19 protein-coding genes are annotated in these 20,942 nt (G+C 61.0%); 7 read left to right on the forward strand and 12 right to left on the reverse strand.

From position 1 onward, the window contains the following. Positions 1-33 precede the first annotated feature (33 nt). Positions 34-1,014, reverse strand: coding sequence for an NAD-dependent epimerase/dehydratase family protein (locus BLU15_RS34235; RefSeq protein ID WP_060516755.1), 981 nt, complete (start codon positions 1,012-1,014; stop codon positions 34-36). A gap of 147 nt (positions 1,015-1,161) precedes the next feature. Here BLU15_RS34235 and BLU15_RS34240 point away from each other — a divergent pair, with 147 nt between their 5' ends. Further along, positions 1,162-1,953, forward strand: coding sequence for an ATP-binding cassette domain-containing protein (locus BLU15_RS34240; protein ID WP_226020917.1), 792 nt, complete (start codon positions 1,162-1,164; stop codon positions 1,951-1,953). Positions 1,954-1,999: 46 nt separating this feature from the next. After that, complete coding sequence (locus tag BLU15_RS34245; protein ID WP_060516753.1) at positions 2,000-2,995, forward strand: ABC transporter permease; 996 nt, start codon at positions 2,000-2,002, stop codon at positions 2,993-2,995. 375 nt (positions 2,996-3,370) lie between these two features. Here the strand turns inward: BLU15_RS34245 and BLU15_RS34255 are convergent, their stop codons facing one another. From BLU15_RS34255 to BLU15_RS34285, 7 genes are all read right to left on the reverse strand, one after another. Then, complete coding sequence (locus tag BLU15_RS34255) at positions 3,371-3,640, reverse strand: hypothetical protein (RefSeq protein WP_244546903.1); 270 nt, start codon at positions 3,638-3,640, stop codon at positions 3,371-3,373. A 341-nt stretch (positions 3,641-3,981) separates the two neighbouring features. After that, a complete protein-coding gene (locus tag BLU15_RS34260; RefSeq protein WP_090301580.1) occupies positions 3,982-6,279 on the reverse strand; it encodes a PBP1A family penicillin-binding protein in 2,298 nt (765 codons plus the stop codon). A gap of 178 nt (positions 6,280-6,457) precedes the next feature. Then, the gene (locus BLU15_RS34265) at positions 6,458-7,762 is read right to left on the reverse strand and encodes an aspartate aminotransferase family protein (protein ID WP_060529750.1); all 1,305 of its coding nucleotides are present in this window, start codon (positions 7,760-7,762) and stop codon (positions 6,458-6,460) included. After that, a complete protein-coding gene (locus BLU15_RS34270) occupies positions 7,759-8,577 on the reverse strand; it encodes an N-formylglutamate amidohydrolase (protein WP_051659457.1) in 819 nt (272 codons plus the stop codon). Before BLU15_RS34270 ends, BLU15_RS34265 begins: the two co-directional genes overlap by 4 nt. An 18-nt stretch (positions 8,578-8,595) precedes the next feature. After that, positions 8,596-9,939: a glutamine synthetase family protein gene (locus BLU15_RS34275; RefSeq protein WP_060516739.1), complete on the reverse strand. Its 1,344-nt coding sequence runs from the start codon at positions 9,937-9,939 to the stop codon at positions 8,596-8,598. Between the two features lie 38 nt (positions 9,940-9,977). After that, positions 9,978-10,640, reverse strand: a complete 663-nt coding sequence (locus BLU15_RS34280) for a cysteine hydrolase family protein (RefSeq protein WP_082566430.1) — start codon at positions 10,638-10,640, stop codon at positions 9,978-9,980. Positions 10,641-10,687: 47 nt separating this feature from the next. Beyond that, positions 10,688-11,569, reverse strand: coding sequence for a MurR/RpiR family transcriptional regulator (locus BLU15_RS34285; protein ID WP_034798710.1), 882 nt, complete (start codon positions 11,567-11,569; stop codon positions 10,688-10,690). A 180-nt stretch (positions 11,570-11,749) separates the two neighbouring features. Here BLU15_RS34285 and BLU15_RS34290 point away from each other — a divergent pair, with 180 nt between their 5' ends. The 5 genes from BLU15_RS34290 (at position 11,750) to BLU15_RS34310 (ending at position 16,980) form a co-directional block, all read left to right on the forward strand. After that, positions 11,750-13,630 (forward strand): branched-chain amino acid ABC transporter ATP-binding protein/permease, encoded by a 1,881-nt coding sequence (locus BLU15_RS34290; protein WP_090301582.1) that lies wholly within the window; start codon positions 11,750-11,752, stop codon positions 13,628-13,630. A 22-nt stretch (positions 13,631-13,652) separates the two neighbouring features. Next, complete coding sequence (locus BLU15_RS34295; RefSeq protein ID WP_051659459.1) at positions 13,653-14,816, forward strand: ABC transporter substrate-binding protein; 1,164 nt, start codon at positions 13,653-13,655, stop codon at positions 14,814-14,816. Positions 14,817-14,907: 91 nt separating this feature from the next. After that, entirely contained in the window at positions 14,908-15,645 is a 738-nt protein-coding gene (locus BLU15_RS34300; RefSeq protein WP_226020830.1) for an ABC transporter ATP-binding protein, read from the forward strand. 24 nt (positions 15,646-15,669) lie between these two features. After that, entirely contained in the window at positions 15,670-16,557 is an 888-nt protein-coding gene (locus BLU15_RS34305) for a branched-chain amino acid ABC transporter permease (protein WP_176960447.1), read from the forward strand. Between the two features lie 183 nt (positions 16,558-16,740). Next, positions 16,741-16,980: a tautomerase family protein gene (locus BLU15_RS34310; RefSeq protein WP_060609394.1), complete on the forward strand. Its 240-nt coding sequence runs from the start codon at positions 16,741-16,743 to the stop codon at positions 16,978-16,980. Between the two features lie 240 nt (positions 16,981-17,220). Here BLU15_RS34310 and BLU15_RS34315 read toward each other — a convergent pair whose 3' ends face one another. The 4 genes from BLU15_RS34315 to BLU15_RS34330 form a co-directional block, all read right to left on the reverse strand. Continuing rightward, complete coding sequence (locus tag BLU15_RS34315; RefSeq protein ID WP_060644495.1) at positions 17,221-17,622, reverse strand: hypothetical protein; 402 nt, start codon at positions 17,620-17,622, stop codon at positions 17,221-17,223. A 318-nt stretch (positions 17,623-17,940) separates the two neighbouring features. Next, complete coding sequence (locus tag BLU15_RS34320) at positions 17,941-19,002, reverse strand: ABC transporter ATP-binding protein (RefSeq protein ID WP_090301584.1); 1,062 nt, start codon at positions 19,000-19,002, stop codon at positions 17,941-17,943. Between the two features lie 17 nt (positions 19,003-19,019). After that, complete coding sequence (locus tag BLU15_RS34325) at positions 19,020-19,841, reverse strand: carbohydrate ABC transporter permease (protein WP_060516729.1); 822 nt, start codon at positions 19,839-19,841, stop codon at positions 19,020-19,022. Next, on the reverse strand, positions 19,838-20,725 hold the full coding sequence (locus BLU15_RS34330; RefSeq protein WP_060516727.1) for a carbohydrate ABC transporter permease: 888 nt from the start codon (positions 20,723-20,725) through the stop codon (positions 19,838-19,840). The genes BLU15_RS34325 and BLU15_RS34330 overlap by 4 nt, the downstream gene beginning before the upstream one ends. Positions 20,726-20,942: the final 217 nt, after the last annotated feature.

A 20,942-nucleotide genomic window follows, 5' to 3' on the forward strand; every position in this document is an offset into this window, starting at 1 on the left:
AAACAAGCGGACACCCTCTGTCCGCGGCACAAATCAACCCGGATACCAGACGATACGAGGGTCACTTGGTGGACGCTCGTATTGAAAGGCCTGGTCGATAAGCTTTTCGAGATCGTATTCCGGTTGCCAGTCCAGCAGGAATTTTGCCTTGCTGTTGTCCAACCAGTTTGAGTGGAAATGGCTTGGAACATCGACCGACGGCAGGCCGCGCGTGCGTTCGAGATAGCTTGCGACCTCGCCGTAATCGACCGGACGATCCATGGCGATGTTGAAACGTTGACGCTCTGCGTGCGGATTGTCGATCGTGCTGAGGATCGCTGACACAAGGTCGCTGACGTGGACGAAGTTGCGCTTGAGCGGTCTTCCGTCGGCATCGCGCAGTAATGGTACGGTTCCGGCCTTTGCGTGGCGCCTGGCTTCATGGGGCGGAAAATACGTCTTCCAGTCCGGTCCACCGAAAACGTCGTCGCCGAAGGAAAGCGAGTGCCTGAAGTCGTCCTTTTCCATGATCCACGGCGCACGCAGGCAGCAGACGTTCATCCCATATTGGACTGAGTACTGCTCGACCATCACCTCCTCGAGGACTTTGGAGAGCGCGTAGCTGCCGGGATAGGCGCGATGCGGTGTCACCTCGGTTATCGGTCCTTCATGGCGATAGAAGAAATGGCCGACCGCGGCGTCGCCGCCGATCAGAATGAACTGCCGGGCTGTTGGGCTCATTCTGAACGCTTCGAGCAGCCAAAAGAGACCTTTGACGGTCACATCCATGACGTCGGCGGGCGTTTCCTTGCAGGTCGCCAGATGCACGATATGGGTCGCGCCGGCAATCGCAGCGTCAGCGACCGCGCGATCGGCGATGGAGCCGCGGATAATCTCGAGGCGCTCGCTTGGATTGAGCACGCGGTTGTGGCAGAGCGCGCGAATGCGCGCTTTCGAAAAACGTGGTCGGTCAAGCAGCGTGGATATGAGGTGCTGCCCGACCTTGCCCGTTGCCCCGGTGACAAGGATAAGCATGCTTATCTCCCAGTAGTAGCTAATATATGATTGCGACTTTCGTCAATGTCTAATTGTCATACAAATAAGGTTTATCAGACGAGAGATCATTGACGCGGTTGTGATGATTTGCGTAAATAAGCAATCTCTCACTCAAGGGGCGGGCATATTGTGACGCGCCTTGGTGAAGGCCGCGCGTCTTGGGAGTTTGGAAGGCTGGTCGTGCTGCTAGAACTCAGCAATATTTCCAAGCACTTCGGGGCCATACAGGCCGTCAATGACATTTCGCTGTCGTTAGAGGCGGGCCAGGTTGTCGGATTGATGGGCGACAACGGCGCCGGCAAGTCGACTCTCGTCAAAATGATTGCGGGAAACTTTCGACCGAGCGAAGGCACGATGCGCCTCAATGGCAGCGAAATCGTGCTGCATCGCCCGGTCGAGGCGCGGCACTTCGGAATTGAGATCGTGCACCAGGATCTTGCCCTTTGTGACAATCTCACCGCGGCGGCGAACGTTTTTCTCGGACGCGAACTGAGGCGGGGCATCGGCCCATTGGGCGTGCTCGACTACAAGGCAATGTACCGGAGGGCCGCGGAGATCTTTAAGGAACTCCGTTCCGAGACCAGAGCACGCGACCTCGTGAAACAGATGTCGGGCGGTCAACGCCAGGCGGTGGCGATTGCGCGTACGATGATTTCGGAGGCGAAAATCGTTCTGATGGACGAGCCGACCGCGGCCATTTCCGTGCGCCAGGTCGCTGAAGTGCTCCATCTCATCCGACAACTGCGCGATCGTGGCATTCTGGTTGTGCTTATCAGCCATCGCATGCCCGACGTATTCGATGTCGCCGATCGCGTCGTTGTCATGCGCCGAGGCCGAAAGGTGGCGGACAAGCCAATCATCGAGACCTCTCCGGAAGAGGTGACAGGGCTTATTACTGGCGCCATTGAGGGTGGATAGAGGAAAACGATCTGGGTCTTTTGCGCCGGAGGAACGCGAGGTTAACATGGCAACGACGCTGCACGAGACGATAGCCCATAGGCAGCGCACGCTCGCAGCAACAGTCCTGGGCAGCCAGACCTTCTGGGTACTGGTCGCCGTCATTCTCGCCTGCATCTTCCTGTCATTCGCCACCGACAGTTTCGCAACGGCAAAGAACCTCTACAACATCACCCGCAACGTCACTTTCATCGCAATCATCGCGCTCGGGATGACGCTTGTCATCATCACCGGTGGGATTGATTTATCGGTAGGGTCGGTGCTCTGCCTGTGCAGTATGGTACTTGCAGTCACGATGCATGCGGGATACGGCATAGGGACGGGCATTGCCGTCTCGGTCGCCACGGCATTAGTGATCGGCGCGTTCAATGGCATCTTGATTGCCTATCTCGGCTTTCCGCCCTTTGTCGTAACGCTCGGCATGCTCTCGGTTGCCCGGAGCCTGGCCATGGTCGCGTCCAACAATACTGTCGTCTTCGAATTTGGCCCCGATCATGCCAAGCTGCTGGCGCTGGGCGGTGGGGCGGTCTTCGGTATCGCCAATCCAGTGATCTACATGATCGTGCTGGCGCTCCTGACCGGCTTCGTGCTGCGGTGGACGCGGATCGGCCGCTACATTTACGCCATTGGTGGCAACGAAAAGGCGGCCGTTGCCACGGGCCTTCCCGTACGACCCATCAAGGTCTGCGTCTATATGATCTCGGCGCTGTCGGCTGGCATCGCCGGCATCATTCAGACCGGCTGGCTGGGTGCTGTGACGACCAATATTGGAGCGGGCATGGAGTTGCAGGTCATCGCTGCGGCAGTGATTGGGGGCGCTAATCTCGCTGGCGGCGCAGGTACTGCCTTCGGCGCACTTGTCGGTGCGGCACTCATCGAGGTGATCCGCAATAGCCTCGGACTTCTCGGCATCAATGCGTTCTGGCAGGGGACATTCATCGGCGGCGCGATAATCCTTGCAGTCCTTTTCGATCGCATCCGCAATTTCCGCCAAAGCGAGTAGCGCACACGCCCTGCAGCACGCGATTTTCTCACGCGTTGGTCGCGCACGCCAGTGCGCGCGGTAGTGCGAGTTTGTGTTCTATTCCCGGTGGAGAACGCGTTCATCACCCGCCTACCATTCTTCGAAGGCCGCTTGCGGTCGTGAAGGCTGCTCGGACCTATGCGTCTCACTGGAGAGGAGAGGCATGACGGATCCAGCATGCTGTGGCTCGGGGTGCTCGCTACCCATAGGCATACGAGCCAGCGCCTATGGCCATCAGGGCCAGGAGACGGGGATACTTATGACCGAGGGCAAAGAGGTCGAGATTTGGTCGAGGGCAAGCTCGACGGTGTTGCACTTGGTGAGGCAATTTACGGCCAAACCCGCAGCGCCACACTAGCCATTCGGCAGTTCTTTGAGCATTGTCAGTCGGTTTCCAGGCAACAGAGCGATGATTTTGTCCTGTTCAAGAGCGTAGAGCACCTCCAGGATTTCATCCTGCGAGAATCCTGCCGAGGTCAAAGGATCGCCGACTTCAAACACGTTGATGGACATGTCCGGCATAGCCTTCAATGCGCGTAGGCGCTCGATCAATGCGATTTCGGTTTCCGTGAATCTGCTCATACCAACTACATAACGCTCTTCGGGCAGATGTCTCATGGCCATTGCACGTCTGCCGTCATCGCTATGACCATGGTCCGCGGATCGAGCTGTTCCAGCGGATCGAGCTCTTCCAGTTGCACGACCTGCGCACGGCCTGGCGGCGGCCCTCGGCTACGCGGTGTTGTCACGAAGCGTTGACGGCGTTGTGAAAAAGCCCCACCTTCGCCGGAGCGATGATGGGGCTCCTACCTTGATCCGGAGGGATCCGAGATCATCAGCAAAGCAAAAACACGAATGTACGGAAAAGGTTCCCGCTTGCTGGGCCGCCTTGGCCGGTTCCGAGAGGGGAAGGCATCGAGGCTTGCCGCCTTTGTGGGCGGTTCGCATTTGATCCGACGTATTCGTCATTTTTCGCAGAGCCTTCGCTCCCCGAAATAGGGTTGGTAGCTGCAGTCCGATGGCCGGAAGGAGCGATAGCTGCGAGAGCAAGCGGTGATGTTGCAGCTCTGAGGCGGAGCGCTGTCGTCAACCAGAACGCCCGCTGCGGGGGTCGCCAACGCTTCCCGCATGAAATCCCGCCAAATCTGCGCTGGCATATCCCCGCCCGTTACGCCTTTCATCGGCGTGTCGTCGTCGTTGCCGACCCAGACCCCTGCGACAAGCGGCTCGGTGAACCCGACAAACCAAGCGTCACGATTGTTCTGGCTGGTGCCGGTCTTGCCAGCAGCAAACGCGCCGGGGTCGGCTGCGCGCCCGGTACCGCGTTCCACAACAAGCTGTAGAAGGGAAAGGAGATCGCGCCGATAGGGGGCCAGATCCACGCTTGGCGTATCTTTTGCCCCGACTCGAAAAGCCGTTGCTTGGTTCGAAGCCTGAAATTCGATAATTCCCCTGGGTTCAACGGGGGCCTTGCCGAATTGCACGGACGCATAGGCACTTGTCAGGTCAAGCAAGCTGACCTCGGACGTGCCTAACGCCAGCGAAGGCGTATCGACAAGTGGCGCGTCGATCCCGAGTTCACGCGCGGCACTGATCACCTTGTCAAGGCCGACATGTTGGGCGAGCGCCACTGTTGGCGCGTTGAGAGACCGGGCGAAGGCCTCAGCGATCGTGACCCAGCCGCGATAGCGGCCGCCGGAATTCTCTGGTGACCAGCCGTTGATTTCGATCGGTGCGTCCAGTACCCGGTCGGATAAGGAACGTCCGGCCTTCAGAGCGGCATAGTAAACGAACAGCTTGAAGGTGGAGCCCGGCTGCCGTTTTGCCGTGACGGCACGGTTGAACTGGCTCTCTTTGTAATCGCGGCCGCCGACCATGGCCACAACCGCTCCATCCGGGGTCATTGCCACCAATGCGGCCTGAGATGCACCAACAGTTCTTCCCTCAGTATCCAAGGCCCTCTTGATGACCCTTTCGGCAATCCCCTGAAGCCGGGGAACAAGCGTCGTTCGAACTGTGGTCGAGCCCGGCGAAGTCCCGGCGATTTCGCTCGCCTGCGGTGAGACCCAGTCCGCAAACCAACTGCCGGATCGGGGCGTTGGCGTTGTCGGGTGGAGGGTAGCAAAGCTCGCCTTGATCTGCGCAGCCTTTGACGCGTCAACCTTGCCGTTCGCAACCATCGCGTCGAGGACGACCGATGTGCGCTTTCGGGAACCTTCAAGATTGTCGATCGGGTTCCATAGGCTAGGAGCCCGCAACAATCCCGCCAGAAGCGCCGATTCCGAAAGGTTTAGCGCTCCGATATCCTTGTTGAAATAAATGCGTGCGGCGGCCGGCATACCCGTTGCGCCAGCGCCAAGATAGGCGCTGTTGAGGTAACGCGTCAGGATTTCCTGCTTTCCGAGTTTCCACTCCAGCCACAGGGCAATCACAAACTCCTGTATCTTTCGTTTTACCGTACGATCGCTGTCGAGATACTGCAACTTGATGAGCTGCTGGGTGATCGTGCTACCACCCTCCACAACCGACCCTGCCTTGAGGTTTCGAAGAAGCGCTCGTCCGATGCCTCTGATATCGATGCCGAAGTGGTCCATGAACCGCCGGTCTTCAACAGACAGTACCGCATCGATCAGTTGTGGCGTGAATTGGTCGAACTGTGCGTAAGGTCCTTGATAAGGTCCTTGTCTGACCAGCGGCTGACCGTCCGCGGTTTCCAACACCACGATAGGCTTTAGTGTACCGTCCCTGATCTCGGCCCAAGGGACATCTTTTAGCGCCCACACCAAGCCCGTTACACCAACCAGAATACAGAAAACGGCGGTCAGCCGCACCGCCGATTTCCACCTGGCTTTCCTTTGCAAGACAGGCTGGCTAGACCGGCGAAGCGCTCGTCCTGCCTTTTTGGGAGCGTTCGCAAGTGCCCCGCCGAGATTTTTCAGCAGAAATGAAAGAGTTTGCTTATCCGCAGCCTGGACCTTGGTCTTTACGGACGAAGCAGCCGCCCGGACCTTGACCTTGACCGCTGTTGAGATAGCCCGCAAATCGTCGTGAAGCGCACGAAGCAGAGCGTGCGCTGCCTGTCGGGTCTGCTCAAACGGCAGAGGCAGATGTTCGCTCGTTCCAGCTCGGATGAACGGGTCAGCGTCTGCGCTGTGATCCGCCTCTTTTGTTGCCGCGGGGGCTCTCTGGGCGAGCACTTCCGCCTTTTGATGGTCGTCCGACCCAGTGCCACTTCGTGTAGAGACGTGAGGATTGCGGGGCATTTTTTAAGACGCTCAAACCCTTAATGACTTAGAGCACTGTGGCGGGTTCTCAACGTACGGCAAAGACGCTGGTTCCAGCCAAAGGAAATACGCCGCCATCATCAGTGCGCGCGTCACGACAGGTGGGACCTAAAAATCCCAACCGTGGCGGGCGCGAGCTTAGGTCTTGAGACTGCCTTTACCAGCCCGCGAACTGCGAAACAACTGTATCCGGAACGTCGGAGACTTCGGCGAAAGCTCGATCCAGAACGTTTAATGCCTGAACGATGTCGGTGTCCGGGACGGTCAGCGGCGGAGTCATCTCCAGAACATTTGCGTTCATCCCGACACAGTAGACGACGAGGCCGAGTTCATAGGCCCGATAGATAAGTTTTGCTGCTTCCGCTCGCGCTGGAGCCCGTGTCTGCCGATCGAGAACGAGGTCGACGCCGCAGGCAAGACCTCGACCGCGGATATCGCCGATCAGTTGATATCGTTCGGCAAGCCTTGCCAGGCCGTCGCGCAGCAGTTTGCCTTTGCGCTCCGCTTCCTGCGCAAGCTCGTCGCGCTCAATGGTTTCAAGAACGGCAAGGCCGGCGGCAGTAGAGATCGGATTGCCGTGGAGCGTCTGCATGGCAAAGGCGCTGGCACAATCGAGGATGCGTGCCGGGCCGATCGCGGCAGAAAGCGGCAGCCCGCCGCCAAGACCCTTGCCGATGGTCAGGATGTCGGGGACGAAATCCTCATGTTCGAAGCAATGCAGGCGGCCGCTGCGGCCAAGCCCGACCTTCACTTCGTCGCAGACGACGAGCACACCGTATTCCCGGCAGATCGCGGAAAAGGCTTTAAAAAAACCGGTTGGCGGAACGATCAGGCCGCCGTCTGACTGGATCGGCTCGATGAAGGCGACCGCGAAACGCTCCGGCGCCGCCTCAAGTCGCTCCCGTAATTCTGCGAGTATCGCACCACCTGTCGGGTCGTCGTGGTAGGGCCGGTAGGGATCGGGGTACGGTAGCAGGAGCAGTCCGTCCGCCTTGGTCGCGCCCGCCTGGACGCTGTGGCCGGAAAAAGCCATCGAGCCCACGGTACAGCCGTGGTAGGCGCCGACGAAGGCGATGACGCCCGACCGTCCCGTCGCCTTGGTGACAGCGCGGAAGACCGCCTCGTTGGCATCGGATCCGGAATGACCGAACCAGACCTTGTTGTCGCCCGATCCGGGAAAGGCCGTGAGGAGTTTTTCGGCAAGGGCCGCCGCCGGTCCATTGGCGGCAGAAAGAACACTGGCGCCGGCGGGATTTGCCGCAGCACCGGAGATTGCCTCAACCAGCGCCGGGTGGCCATAGCCAAGGCTCGCCGCCCCCCATGCCCCGGAGAGGTCGATCAGTTCGCGGCCGTTTTCCTCCGTCAGCCTCGCGCCGCGGCCACCGGTCACTGCAAGCGGGAAGAAGCGCAGCTTCTGTAGGTTGGCGACTGCCGCTTGGTCTCTCTCGTAGAGTGCGGTCACGGGGCTTCCCCTACGCTAGCTTTAAGACACCGGGTGAGACGCTCGCCCCAGGCAGTGACGCCCGCATCCGTATCGATCAGATCGTGGCGCACCTCGACCAGAACGCCCGGAAGCCCACGCGCGTCGGCATGAACCGGCACGGTGTAATCCTCGTCGGGATGGATGTTGTAGGGCTCGTTGTCACCGATCGTCAGCTGGCTTTCGCTGGCCAGTTCTCGGATCAGCGAACCGGCAAAATCGACGGCGTCGCGATAGAGGATGCCGGCCTGCCAGGGGCGCGGCTTGCCGAAATAGACCGGCGTGAAGCTGTGGATGCCGACGACAAATGGCCGCTTGCCTTCGCCTTCGAGCCGGTCGAGACGGCGGCTGACCGCTTCAGCGAAGGGCGTGAACAGCGTATCGATCCGCTGCTGCCGCTCTTCGTCGCTCAGGTTTCGGTTGGCGGGGATCTCCGTCGTCTCGCTGATCTCGGGGATCATCGAGGGGGCGGGAAGCGGCCGGTTGCAGTCAATCACCAACCTTGAATAGTTGGTGAAGAACAGTGGTGCATCGAGGCTGAGGCTTAGGTGCTGAGCCAGCGCCATGGCGCCGATATCCCAGGCGATGTGGCGCTGGCGCTCGTGCAGCGGAAGCCCCATATCGCCGAGCGCGCGTGGCATCCGGTTGGAGGCGTGCTCGCATAAGAGCAGGATCGGGGAGGTGCCGTCCGGGTTGAAGACCGCATAGGGCGGCAGTTCGTCGATCGAAAGCAGCGGCGCGCTCGGGTCGTGTCGCGCGCCGGGTTCTAGGCTCTTGATGGCCGTTGTCGAGGTCATGGGTTGCCCATCCGTCAATCAGTAGACCGCCGCATAGCGGGCACAAAGTTCGTCCGGCGAGAGCCCATCGACGATCTCGATCTCCTTGCGCTTCATCGCCATGTAGCAGTCAAGGAAATCTCGAGAGAACCAGCCCGTGACGACCGGATCGGCGGCGAGCGTATCCAGAGCTTCCGGCAGGCTCGCGGGCAGACGACGAATACCGAGCTTCTCCTGCTCTGCCGCCGAGAAATCGGAGGGGTCGGAATTGATCAAGGGCGGCTGTTCGAGCCCGGCCTTGATGCCTTCGAGGCCGGCCTTCAACAAGACGGCCAGCGACAGATGCGGGCTGGCGCATGCGTCGGCGGCGCGGTATTCCATGTTGAACTGCCTGGCCGGATTGCTGCCGGGAAGGTCCAGTGTCGGGCAGATCCTGAGCGTCGCTTCGCGGTTCTTTTCGCCAAGGCAGGTGTAAGCGGCGCTCCAATGGTGCGGCACGAGCCGCATGTAGGAAAGCACCGACGGAGCGGTAAAGGCGGTCAGCGCCGGCAGATGCTTGATGACGCCGGCGGCAAAGGCGCCGGCGATCTTGGAGAGCCTGCCGGGGCGCGAGGCGTCAAAGGTCACCGGATTGCCGTCGAGATCGGTGAAGCTCACATGCAGGTGCACGCCGTTGCCGACGCCATTCGAGACCGTCTTCGGGGCAAAACTCGCATTCCAGCCGAAGAGGGCGGCGACTTCCTTGGTGATTGCACGGATGGTAGCGCCGCGATCGGCGGCGGTCAGCGCGTCGGCGGGACGGCAGGTGATTTCGAACTGGTCCTTTCCGTATTCCGGCAGGAACATTTCCGGCTCGGCGCCGGCTTCCTGCAAAGCGGTCATCAGCAGAGACCCGAAGGGTTCGGCACGGCGCTGGGCGCGCAGGCCGAAGGACGGCGCATCCGGCCAGTCAACGCCGAGCAACTGGAACTCCTGCTCGACGGCTGAAATGACTTTGAGGCCGACTTGTTCGTATTCCTTCAGCGTCTGTTTCAGGAAGCTGCGTACGCAGCAGTCCCAGGCATTGCCTTGGAGGTCGGTGATGTCGGCGTGATAGAAATGCAGCGGCGTCTCGTCTGGCAGGCAGGTGACGCGCGCCTTGCTGTCGGGGTCGGCCATCAGCCGGAGGTCGCCGGCCGAGCCCCAGGGATTGTTCTCGGCAATCAGGTCGAAGGGCGTGAGCGCCAGGTTGGCCGGCACCCAGCCGACACCCTTGCGCAGGTAGCTGTCGATCTCGGAAGCCGCAAAACTGCGGCCGCGCGTGATGCCGGCGATGTCGGTCGTGACGAAGGTGGCAAGTTCCGTCAGTGCGGCGGCCGCCTTGCCGTTGTTGGTTTCCGTCATGGGGTTCCCCTCTATTCGTTCATTTTTTAGGCGGCGACTCAGGCTTGGCGCAAAGTGCCGAGGCGGCTGACCACCGTCTCAGTGTCGGTCGTCCAGCAATAGCCGGAGTAGGCACGAAGGGCCGCGTCATGGCGCTGCTCGCTATAGGTGGCGCAGGCGTCGTTGACGACGGTGACAAGGTAACCGCGGTCGGCGGCGTCGCGCACCGCCATGTCGACGCACTGGTCGGTGATGACGCCGGCGATGATCAGGTAGCGGGTGTTGAGGTTGCGCAGGACGTAGTCGATGTTGGTCGAGTTGAAGACGCCCGACGACGTCTTCGGCAGCACGATCTCGTTGTCGATGGGCGAAAGTTCCGGAATGACCTGCCCCTCCGGAGAACCTTTCGGCACGTGCATGTCGGAGAGCTTGTGGTCGAGCGAGCGGTCGCGGCCGTCGAGCGTCAGGCTTTCGATGATCGTGTGCAGCACATCGCAACCGGCCTTTCGCGCCGCCTCCAGAATGCGTACCTGGTTTGGGATGACGGTCTGGCGCAGGCGCCTGTGATAATAGCTCTCGGCGTCCTGCGGGTGGGTCGGGTCGAGGTTCGGCTCGCACCAGATGCGCTGCATGTCGACGAACAGCAGCGAGGTGCGGCCAGCCTCATAGGCGCTGTCGCGCCTCAAGCGATCGTCGCCAACCTTGACAGTGACTGCACTCATTCGAATTCTCCTCGGTTTATTTTGGTTCGCCGGGACGGCGGAAAGGGTCAGCGGTCGTCTTCAACGGCTGGATTGAAGGCGTCCTCCGTGATGGCGTATCCGCGGCGCAGGTCCTCCATGCGCTCGATGCGACCACGTGACTGCGTGGCAAGGCGGGCGGTAAGTGCCGCAATCACCGCCTCCGTCTGGGCAATCGCCGGCACCATCGTGTCGTAGGGCGAGACCGTGTCGACGGGTGCCGTCAGCGTCACTGTCGCGAAATCGGCGATCGGCGAGAGCCAGCGGTCAGTAAAGAGCACGATGCGCGATCCTTGCTCGGCCGCCTGACGAGCAAAGCGGATCGTGTCGTTCTGGTAGCGGCGATAGTCATAGACGAAAAGCACGTCGCGCTTGCCGAGGTCGACAAGCTGATCGACCTGGTCGGCCTGACTGCCGTTGATCCAGCGCGTGTCGCCCCTGAGCTGCTTCATGTGCGACCAGAGGAGGCCCGCGAGAAAGCCGCTGAAGCGGCCGCCGAGGCAATGGATGCGAGCGCTCATGTCGGCCGCCGCATCCACGGCTGCCTCGAAGTCTTCCGAAGGCAGCATTTGCATCGAAGACTCCAGCGCATGGATGCTGGCGCGAAGGAAGTACTGGTAGAAGTTCTCTTGTTCCAGCGACGGGCGGCGCGCGTCGAGCATGGAGAGCGGCGAGCTCATGCGCTCTTGGACTTCACTGAGCAGCGCCTTCTGGAACTCCGGATAACCCTCAAAGCCCAGTGTGTTGGCAAAGCGCACGACGGTCGGATTGCTGACGCCGGCAGCGGCCGCGAGATGCGCGACCGTGTTCAGCCCTGCTGCCGGATAATTCGACAGAAGCTGCCTGACGATCTTCAGTTCCGAGCGCGTGAAGGTAATTGCGCCGTCTGTCAGTCGGTCCCGGATTGCCACGATTTCTGCCTCCCAAAAACGATGGCGTGAATTCCGATTTCTAATTTTTGTTACATAATTGCTAGCAGATAATGTTTTTTGAAACAAGATTGACATTTGGTCGATCTGCGATAACGTTCATGTCGGGAACGGGCCCGAGCCAAAAAATACGCGGCCGGGCCAAAATCTGGGGGAATGCGGATGGTGCGCGTCAGGCGAGAAACCGTCGTTGGTATCCTTGTAGCGTCGCTGCCGCTTTTGGCCGCTGCCGCCATCGCCTCGTTGTTCTTTCCGGGCAGCGGCGAGCGCCTGGTGACGCTTTACATGATCAACGTCATCGCCGTGCTCGGCATCGGCATCTATGCCGGCAATTCCGGTATCGTTTCCTTCGGCCATGTCGGCTTCATGGCGATCGGTGCCTATGCGTCGGGTCTGTTGACGCTAAATCCGATCATCCAAAAGACAGCGTTGCCACATCTCCCGGAATGGCTGGCCGGGATGGGCATGCCCTTCCTTCCGGCACTTGCGATTGCGCTTGTCGTGGTTGCGCTCGTCGCGGTGCTGATCGGCATTCCCGTGGCGCGCCTTGGCGGCTCATCGGCTTCGATCGCGACCCTTGGTTTCCTCGTCATCGTGCATGTTGTGCTCGTCGCCTCGACCGATTTCACCCGCGGCAGCCAGACCTTTTTTGGTATTCCCCGCGCGGTCAATCTCTGGGTGGCGGTGCCCTTTGCTATCGCTGCCGTGGTGGTTGCGCGTCTCTATCGGGATTCGAGTGCTGGCTTGAAGCTTCGGGCGTCGCGCGAAGACGAGATCGCCTCGAGCGCCGTCGGCGTCAATGTCAAACTGCAGCGCTTCTTCGCCTGGGTTCTCGGTGCGGTGCTTGCAGGCGCTGCTGGCGCCTTGCTGGCCCATTTCCTCGGCGCGTTTTCGCCGAAGGACTTCTACTTCAACCTCACCTTCATGCTTTTGGCGATGCTGATCCTCGGCGGTATCACCACCGTCTCGGGTGCCGTCGGCGGCGCTGCCGTAATCATGCTGATTGTCGAACTCCTGCGCAAGCTCGAGGGTGGCGTCGATCTCGGCTTCCTCAAGCTGCCGACCGTCTTCGGCCTCACCGACATCGGGATCGGCGTGGCAATCCTCGTCGTGATGTACCGCCTGCAGGATGGCCTCTTCGGTGTGCGCGAACTTGACGAGCGCTTCGGCTGGTTCAAGCGCTCCACAGAGAAGGACGTTGTGCCGGTGAAAAGCGTGCCTGCGTCCGAGGCCGCTGCAGCCGGTCACGGCTCTCTCCGGGTCGAAAATCTCGGCAAGAAATTTGCCGGCCTCGTGGCGCTCGAGAACGCCAATTTCGAGATCAAGCCCGGTATCGTCACTGGCCTTATCGGCCCGAACGGTGCGGGCAAGTCCACGCTGATCAACAGTGTGTCCGGCGTCGTGCCGCCGTCGACGGGCCGCGTGCTGATCGATGGCCAGGATGTGGCGTCGCTTGCCGTTCACGCGGTTCCCGTCGCGGGCCTTGCCCGCACCTTCCAGAACATCCGTCTCTTCAAGAACCTAACGGTCATCGAGAACGTCACGGTCGCGGCGAGCGCCTTGAAGGCGGGCGGTGAGGATCCCGCTGCCCGTGCCTTGACGGTGCTTTCGGAAGTGGGCCTCGCGGAATTTGCCGACCGGCTGGCCGGCACGCTTTCCTACGGTGCGCAGAGGCGGCTAGAAATCGCCCGCGCGCTGGCGCTGAAGCCGCGTTACCTGCTGCTCGACGAGCCGGCTGCCGGCATGAACCCGGCCGAGACCGAGGAATTGATGCATGTGCTCGACCGCATCCGCACGAAATACCGCCTCGGCCTGCTCGTCGTCGAGCATGACCTGAAGCTGATCATGCGGCTCTGCGATGTTGTCGTCGTGCTCAACAAGGGCCAGCAGATCGCCATCGGCACACCGGCGGAAATCCAGGCTAACCCTGATGTCATCGAGGCCTACATCGGCCGCCGCCGCTCAGCGGCGCAGGCGCGCAACGCGCCCGTCGGGACCCCCGTTCTGCCGTCCGGCGCGCCGGGCCTGCATAAACCAGCATAAATCAAAAGAGGGAGCTTTTCGGATGAAGAAGAACGTCACGGCCCTGTGCCTTACAACCATGCTTGGCGGTATCGCGTTGTCGCCACTACCCGCATTTGCAGACGATCTGGTTATCGGTCTTGCGACCGCACAGACCGGCGGTCTTGCACCCTATGACCAGCCGTCGCTGAAGGGTCTGGAAATGGCGGTCGAGGAGATCAATGCGGCCGGTGGTGCTGCCGGCAAATTCCCGATCAAGCTCGTCGCCAAGGATACGCGCTCGGATGCGGCGCAGACGGCGCTGGTGGCGCAGGAACTGGTTGACGAAGGCGTCAAGATCGTGATCACGCCTTGCGATGCCGATCCGTCGATTGCTGCCGGCCAGGTGACACAGGCAGCCCAGATCCCCGCCTTCTCCTTCTGCGCCACGACGCCGACCATGCCGCTTGCGGTGGGCGACTACATGTTTGGCAATTATCCGGCCGACAACGTCCAGGCCTCTGTTCTTGCGACCTACGCGTTCGAGAAGGGTTACAAGAAGGCCTACATCCTGAAGTCGCCGGATAGCGCCTATACTCTGAAGCTGCCGGAGTATTTCGCCGTTGCGTTCAAAGCCAAGGGCGGCGAACTGCTCGGTGAGGGCACCTACAGCATGGGCCAGCAGGACTTCGGCGCCGAGGTCACCAAGATCAAGGCGATGAACCCGGCGCCCGACGTCATCATGACGGCGGCCTACGAGCCGGATTTCCCAGCCTTCATCCGTCAGCTGCGCGGTGCAGGGGTGGCCACGCCGATCCTCGGCAGCGACGGCATCGATTCGCCCACGACCTTCGGCCTTGGTGCCACCGTCGACGGGGTTGTCTTTACAACCGCAGGCTTTGCCAGCGAAGGCAGCCCGCTTGCTGACTTCAATGTGAAGTACAAGGAAAAATACGGTCAGGTGCCGGATACGGTCTACATCGCCAACGGCTACGACCTTGGCAAGGTGATCGACGCGGCGGTGACGGAGGCAAACAGTATCGATCCGGTTGCCATACGCAACGCGATCGCCTCGCTCGAAAACGTCCAGGGTGTGACCGGCCCGATCAGCTATGCCGGCACGCAAGGGATGCCGATGCGCTCGGTATCGCTGGTGCAGATCGAAAGCGGCAATCGCCAGCTGATCAGTCAGGGCGTTCCGGCGGCCGCCGACGTTCCAGCCCCCTGATCGATCACCTGTGGTGGTCCCCGGATTTCCCCGGGGATCGTGCCTGTCTGCGCCGGCGGCGCTTTGCAATCCACGGCAAGGACTTTGCCCGATGATGATGAGTGAAATTCCCGTTCTGAAGCCGCTTCTGGAAGTGAGCGGCCTTAAGGTCGCCTATGGTGCGGTCGAAGCCCTGAAGGGTGTTGATCTCGCCGTCGGCAAAGGGCAGATCGTGACGTTGCTCGGCGCCAACGGCGCTGGCAAGAGCTCGACGCTGAACGCGCTTGTCGGTCTGGCGGGAAAGAAGGCCGGACGTGTGTCTTTCAACGGCCGGGATGTTTCCGGCCTCGCGCCGGAACAGATTGTCCGGCTCGGAATGACCTTGACGCCCGAGGGACGGCGCATCTTCCCGAGCCTCACCGTCGACGAACACCTGCTGCTCGGCGGTGCCATGCACAAGGCGCGCGGCGCGATATCAGAGGTGCGCGAAGACATGCTCTCGCGATTCCCGATCCTGAAAGAACGCCTCACCCAGAAGGCCGGCTCGCTCTCAGGGGGAGAACAGCAGATGCTCGCGATCGCCCGCTCGATGATGTCGTCGCCTGACTTGTTGCTGCTCGACGAGCCCTCGCTCGGCCTGGCGCCGCAGGTGGTGGATCTGATCTTCGACCTGATCGCCGGGCTGAGACAAAAGGGCCTGACGATCCTCCTGGTCGAGCAGAACGTCTCTCTGTCGCTCGAGATTGCTGACGCGGGCTACGTCATGGCCAATGGCCGGGTCGTGCTTTCGGGCACGGCCGCCGAACTGCGCAATTCAACCGAAATCCAGGGCGCCTATCTCGGCGCCTGAGCCGAGCGCGTGGAGGGTCAATTCATGGATATGTTCCTGCAGCAACTCGTCAATGCGCTCAGCCTCGGCGGCACTTATGCGCTTCTGGCGCTTGGCCTTGCGGTCGTCTTTTCGATCATGGGGCTCATCAATTTCGCCCATGGCGAACTGATGACGGCTGCCGGCTACGGCCTCTGCTTTGCCCTGTTGCTGGGCCTGCCGTTTCCGCTCGCTGTCTGTGCGGCTCTTTTGATCGCCATCGTGCTTGCCATGCTGATGGAGCGCATCGCCTTTCGGCCGGTGCGCGGCGCCAGTGGCACGACGCTGCTTCTAACGAGCTTTGCCGTTAGCGCGATCCTGCGCGTGATCTTCCAGAACTTCATTTCCGCCCGTCCGAAGCCGGTGCCGATGCCCGAGAGCTTTTCTGGCACGATCGAGATCGGCGGCCTGCATCTGGGCCTCATTCAGGGAACCTCGATCCTCGTCACGATCATCATGCTGGTCGGCCTGAACCTCTTCCTTCGCACGACCGTGCTCGGTCGTGCCATGCGTGCTGCATCCGAAGATTTCGCTATCGTTCGGCTGATGGGTATCCGCGCCAATGCGGTGGTCGCTACCGCCTTTGCGATCTCCGGCCTGCTTGCCGGCGTCGCCGGCATCCTCTGGGTGGCCCAGCGCGGCAGTGTCGATCCGTTGATGGGCTTCCTGCCAGTGCTCAAAGCCTTTATCGCCGCAATTATCGGTGGGCTCGGCAGCCTCTCCGGCGCTGTCGCCGGCGGCTTTCTGCTCGGCTTCATCGAAGTGTTCTTGCAAGCCTATCTGCCGGAAAGCCTGCTCAGCTACCGCGACGCCTTCACCATCCTGCTCGTCATCGGGGTTCTGCTCTTTGCTCCGCAGGGGTTGCTTGCAAAGAAGACCGTCATCAAGCTTTGATGTTCGCGAAAGCACCTGGTATCGGGATGATAGGGTCAGTGCAGACGCAAGCAATGGCAATGAGTTGGCATTGATCGTCCGCAATCACCTTGTGGACTCGTCGAGGTCGGCAGGATTTGCGGCTTGCCCTTGGGCCCTGTCGTCTTCCCGTCATGGCACTTGGTATCAACGAATGGAATGGAAATGCCGCACATAGTCGTAAAGATGTTCCCTGGCCGCACCGAGGAGCAGAAACAGGAATTCGCCGCGAAAGTGGTCGAAGCTGCGAAAACCATCCTAGGCTCAAGCGACGCTTCGCTTTCCGTTTCCATCTTAGAAGTGGATCCGGCGGAGTGGGATGCGAGTGTCTACGACCCGGAAATAGTGGCGAACGAAAGCACGCTCTATAAACGGCCGGGTTACGGGGCTCTCTCACAGTCGTAGGGGGTGATCGCCGAGGGCGTTTTTGAATGAAGCGGGGGTGCCATGCAAACCCCGCTCGCCTCGGCCACACGGCCACTTTGCCCGGCATGCTGACAGGATTGGAGTGTCCAATGTTCATTCATCTGCTGGCGCTGCCAGCGGAAGAGCGCGCTATGCAGGATGGGGTGGCGCACCAGGCACCTGCGCTGGCTCCGTAGGCGCCAACCCCGCGACCCGGATCTACGTCTGCACTTGTGATCGTCAGGCTGAGCTCGGATCCCACGTCGGTTTGTCAACCGTGGTGCAAGGTACAGCCCGCCAATTGGAATGACGAGCATTGAGCAGCGTTGAATTCCCGTCCACCACGAGCCACAGCCCGTTGCCAAGGGCGTGTACAGTGAGGGGTTTTCGCTTCTCCTGCTTGCCGCGCGCCGACGCAAGCATATAGCGGTTCGCGCTGATGATGCCTCGTTCGCGCATTCGCGCGTTAACAAGCTGCTCGAGCGGAATAAGCAGATGTGCTTCTCCAAGATCGAAGTAGAGCGAAGGATCCTCCGGCAACCTTTCGAGCGCGGCCGCGATCTCTTGGTTCAACTCCATCTTTCCAACGGCGCCGTCGGCCTGGAGTGCTAGATACTTTCGCGACATTTCATCGGCTTTCATTCAGCGCTACAGCGACGAGCACTTCGCTGGGCCATCCCGGCCAGGACGACCCTGTTGCTCGTCGGCATTCGGTACCATTATCGCTCATGATTGCTGGGTATCTATGTGAAATCGCACTGTCGGCTGTCCGACCGACAAATTTCAACTGTTCCCCATTGTGCATGCTTGCTGTTGGGTCAATCGAAGGCTTTTCTTTCGTCTGCCAGGGTCCGCAGCGTTTGATGTGAAATCGGCCAATGAACCGATTTTTGCCATCTGAACGCTGCCGATCGCTTGAGCGCCTGCCTAGCTCAAAGGCCTTCGAGGGATCCCCCAGTGTCAGGCACCAATTGCTGCGCCCGTACCATCGAACAGCGAGGACCGGCTCTCGTCGATCCGGATCCCGACGGCTTCGCCAACGCGAAAAGGTGTGTCGGCCGGTGCGCTGACATTGATCAGGCCGAGCCGGCCGGCGCGAACGAAGACGCTCATATTGCCGCCGAGATACTCGCTCGCCTCGATGACGCCGCGGCAATGCCCAGTTTCCGGAGCAACCAGCGCCAAGTGCTCGGGCCTTGCGCCCAGTTTCTCGGGTTCGACCGTCCCTGGCATGGGAAGCGCTAGATCGCCTTCGCCGCTCAGGTCGAGGCGGCCGCCCTGGTCGCGCCGGCATGGCAGGAGGTTCATCTTTGGGCTGCCGATGAACTGCGCGACGAAAAGGTTCGCCGGCTTTTCGTAGAGGTCTCTCGGGCTACCCTGCTGCATGATCCGCCCGTCCTTCATCACGACGATCCGGTCGGCCAGCGTCATCGCCTCCACCTGGTCATGGGTCACATAGATCATGGTGGCGCCAAGCGTGCGATGCAGCTTGGCGATCTCAAGTCGCATATCGACGCGCAGCGCCGCATCGAGGTTTGAAAGCGGCTCGTCAAAGAGAAAGCCGACCGGCTCGCGCACAATTGCCCGCCCGATTGCGACTCGCTGGCGCTGGCCGCCCGAGAGCTCCTTCGGATAGCGGTCCAGAAGGGGCGTGAGCTTCAGCGTTTCCGCCGCTGCCTCGATCTTGGCCCTTGCGGTCTCCGACGGCACCTTGGCGAGCCTCAGGCCGAAGCCCATGTTCTGCCGCACCGTCATGTGCGGATAGAGCGCATAGGACTGGAAGACCATGGCGAGCTGACGATCGACCGGCGAAGCGGACGTCGCATCCCGCCCATTGATCAAAATCTGGCCGTCGGTCGTTGCCTCGAGACCCGCGATCATGCGCAACAGCGTTGACTTGCCGCAGCCGGAGGGCCCGACGATGACGACGAATTCACCGTCGGCGATCTCAAGGTCGAGCTCCCGGATGATCTCAACTGCGCCGTAGCGCTTTCCGGCTTTCCTGAGCGAAATCGTTCCCATGCGTGTCTCCTGGAATATCAACCCTTGACCGCGCCGGCGGTCATCGATCCACTGATCTGGCGGTACATCACGAGGCCGAGCAGCATTGGCGGCAAAGCGCCGACGACCATCACTGCCGATGCTACGCCCCACTGCACACCGCCGCCGCTTGCGGCAAAAAAGAAGGATGCGCCGACCGTGACCGGAACTGCCTTGGAGGTCGTCAGCATCAGGCCGAAGAGGAATTCGTTCCACGCGGTGATGAAGCCGAAGATCAGGCTGGTGACGATCGCCGGCCGGCAGAGCGGCATCACGACCTTGATGAGGATCTGCGTGCGGTTTGCACCATCCATGAGGGCAGCCTCGTCGAGTTCCGCGGGCAGGTCACGGATGGCGTTGACGAGGATGACGAGCGCAAGCGGCAGGTTGACGATCGTCAGGATCAGCCCCAGCCCCAGGCGCGTATCAAGCAGCGCAAGCCACTGGAACATCATGTAGAGCGGGATCGCGAAGATGATCAGCGGCACGGCGCGCAGGTTGACAATAAAGGGCAGGAGTGTGCGTTCGCCAATCTTGCCGCGGGCAATCGCGTAGGCTGCGGGGAGCGCCAGCGCCACGGCAAGTACCGTTCCCATCAGCGCCACAGCAAGGCTGTTGAACAGATAGAGGAAGATGTTCAGCCGATCGGAGACCTCGAACACGGCGCGGTAGTTCTCAAATGTCGGGGCCTGGACCCAGAGACCGGGGTTGCCGGAAAGCTCGCGCGCACTCTTGAACGAGGTGGAAAGCGTCACCAGCACCGGAAAGTTCAAGCCGATGGCGGCAACAGCGAAAACGAACCAACGGAGTGCTGACATCATCGCTTGGCTCCTTTCCGCCGGCTGGCGAGAGCATTGAGGCCATAAAGCACGGCGAAGGAGGCGACGAACAGGACGACTGAGGCGGCAACCGCCTTGCCGATGGCGCCCTGCTTGAAGAAGGCCTCATAGATGTAGATCGACAGCGATGCCGTCGATCCGCCGGGACCGCTCCCGGTCAACACATAGACGTTGTCAAAGACCCGGAAGCCGTCGATGAAGCGGATAAGCAACGCGGCCGCGATCGTAGGGCCCATCATCGGCAGTTCGATGAACCACAGGCGCTGCAGGCTTCGCGCCCCGTCCATTGCGGATGCTTCGGCAATCTCGGAAGGGATCGCCTGATAGGCCATGTAGAAAAGCAGCAGCGTGAATGGTGTCCACTGCAACGTCTCAACGACGACCAGGGTCCAGAAGGCGGAGCCGGGCCCAAGGAACGAGATGCTGGCGCCGAAATAGGTCCAGAGATAATAAGGTACCGGCCCGACGAATTCGTGCAGGACAAGGCGGTACATCAGGCCGACCAGTGCCGGCGCGACCATGAGCGGCAGCATCAGGATCGCCATCAGCCAGCTCCGTTTTTCGATGAGCGGCGACAGGAAGATCGCCAGCGACAGCCCGAGCAGGCATTCGAGAATAGCGGTCAAGAGGCCGAAGCGCAGCGAGAACCAGCTCGCCTGCCAGAAAGCCGCATCGCTCCAGACCGAGACAAAGTTCTTGAGCCCGGTAAACGTCGGCTGGCGTAGCGTCTCGAAGGAGACCTCGGAGACCGAATAGATCAGGTTGACGAGGGCCGGGAAGCCCAGGAAAACGAGCAGGAAGAGGACGAGCGGCGTGGCGAGCAGCCGGAACTCAGGGGCATTGGATTGCGGTCTGGCTATCGTCATGGCACCGATCTGTGTCTGTTGTCGGTCGGGCAAGGGGACGCAAGGTGTTTCCTCGGTCCACTTCCCAGTGCCTGTTACAGGAGATCTAGCCAGCCCAAATCCTTGAGCTGGATGGCTCTTTGGCACCGCGGACGCGGCGCACCTGGATCCCGTGTGGAGCACTGGCAAGTGGGGTGGAGAAAGATTCCCCGGTACCCGCTTGTCGTTGAGGGCTGCG

This window comes from Ensifer sp. YR511 (assembly GCF_900103045.1).
GTDB classification, from domain to species: Bacteria; Pseudomonadota; Alphaproteobacteria; order Rhizobiales; family Rhizobiaceae; genus Ensifer; species Ensifer adhaerens.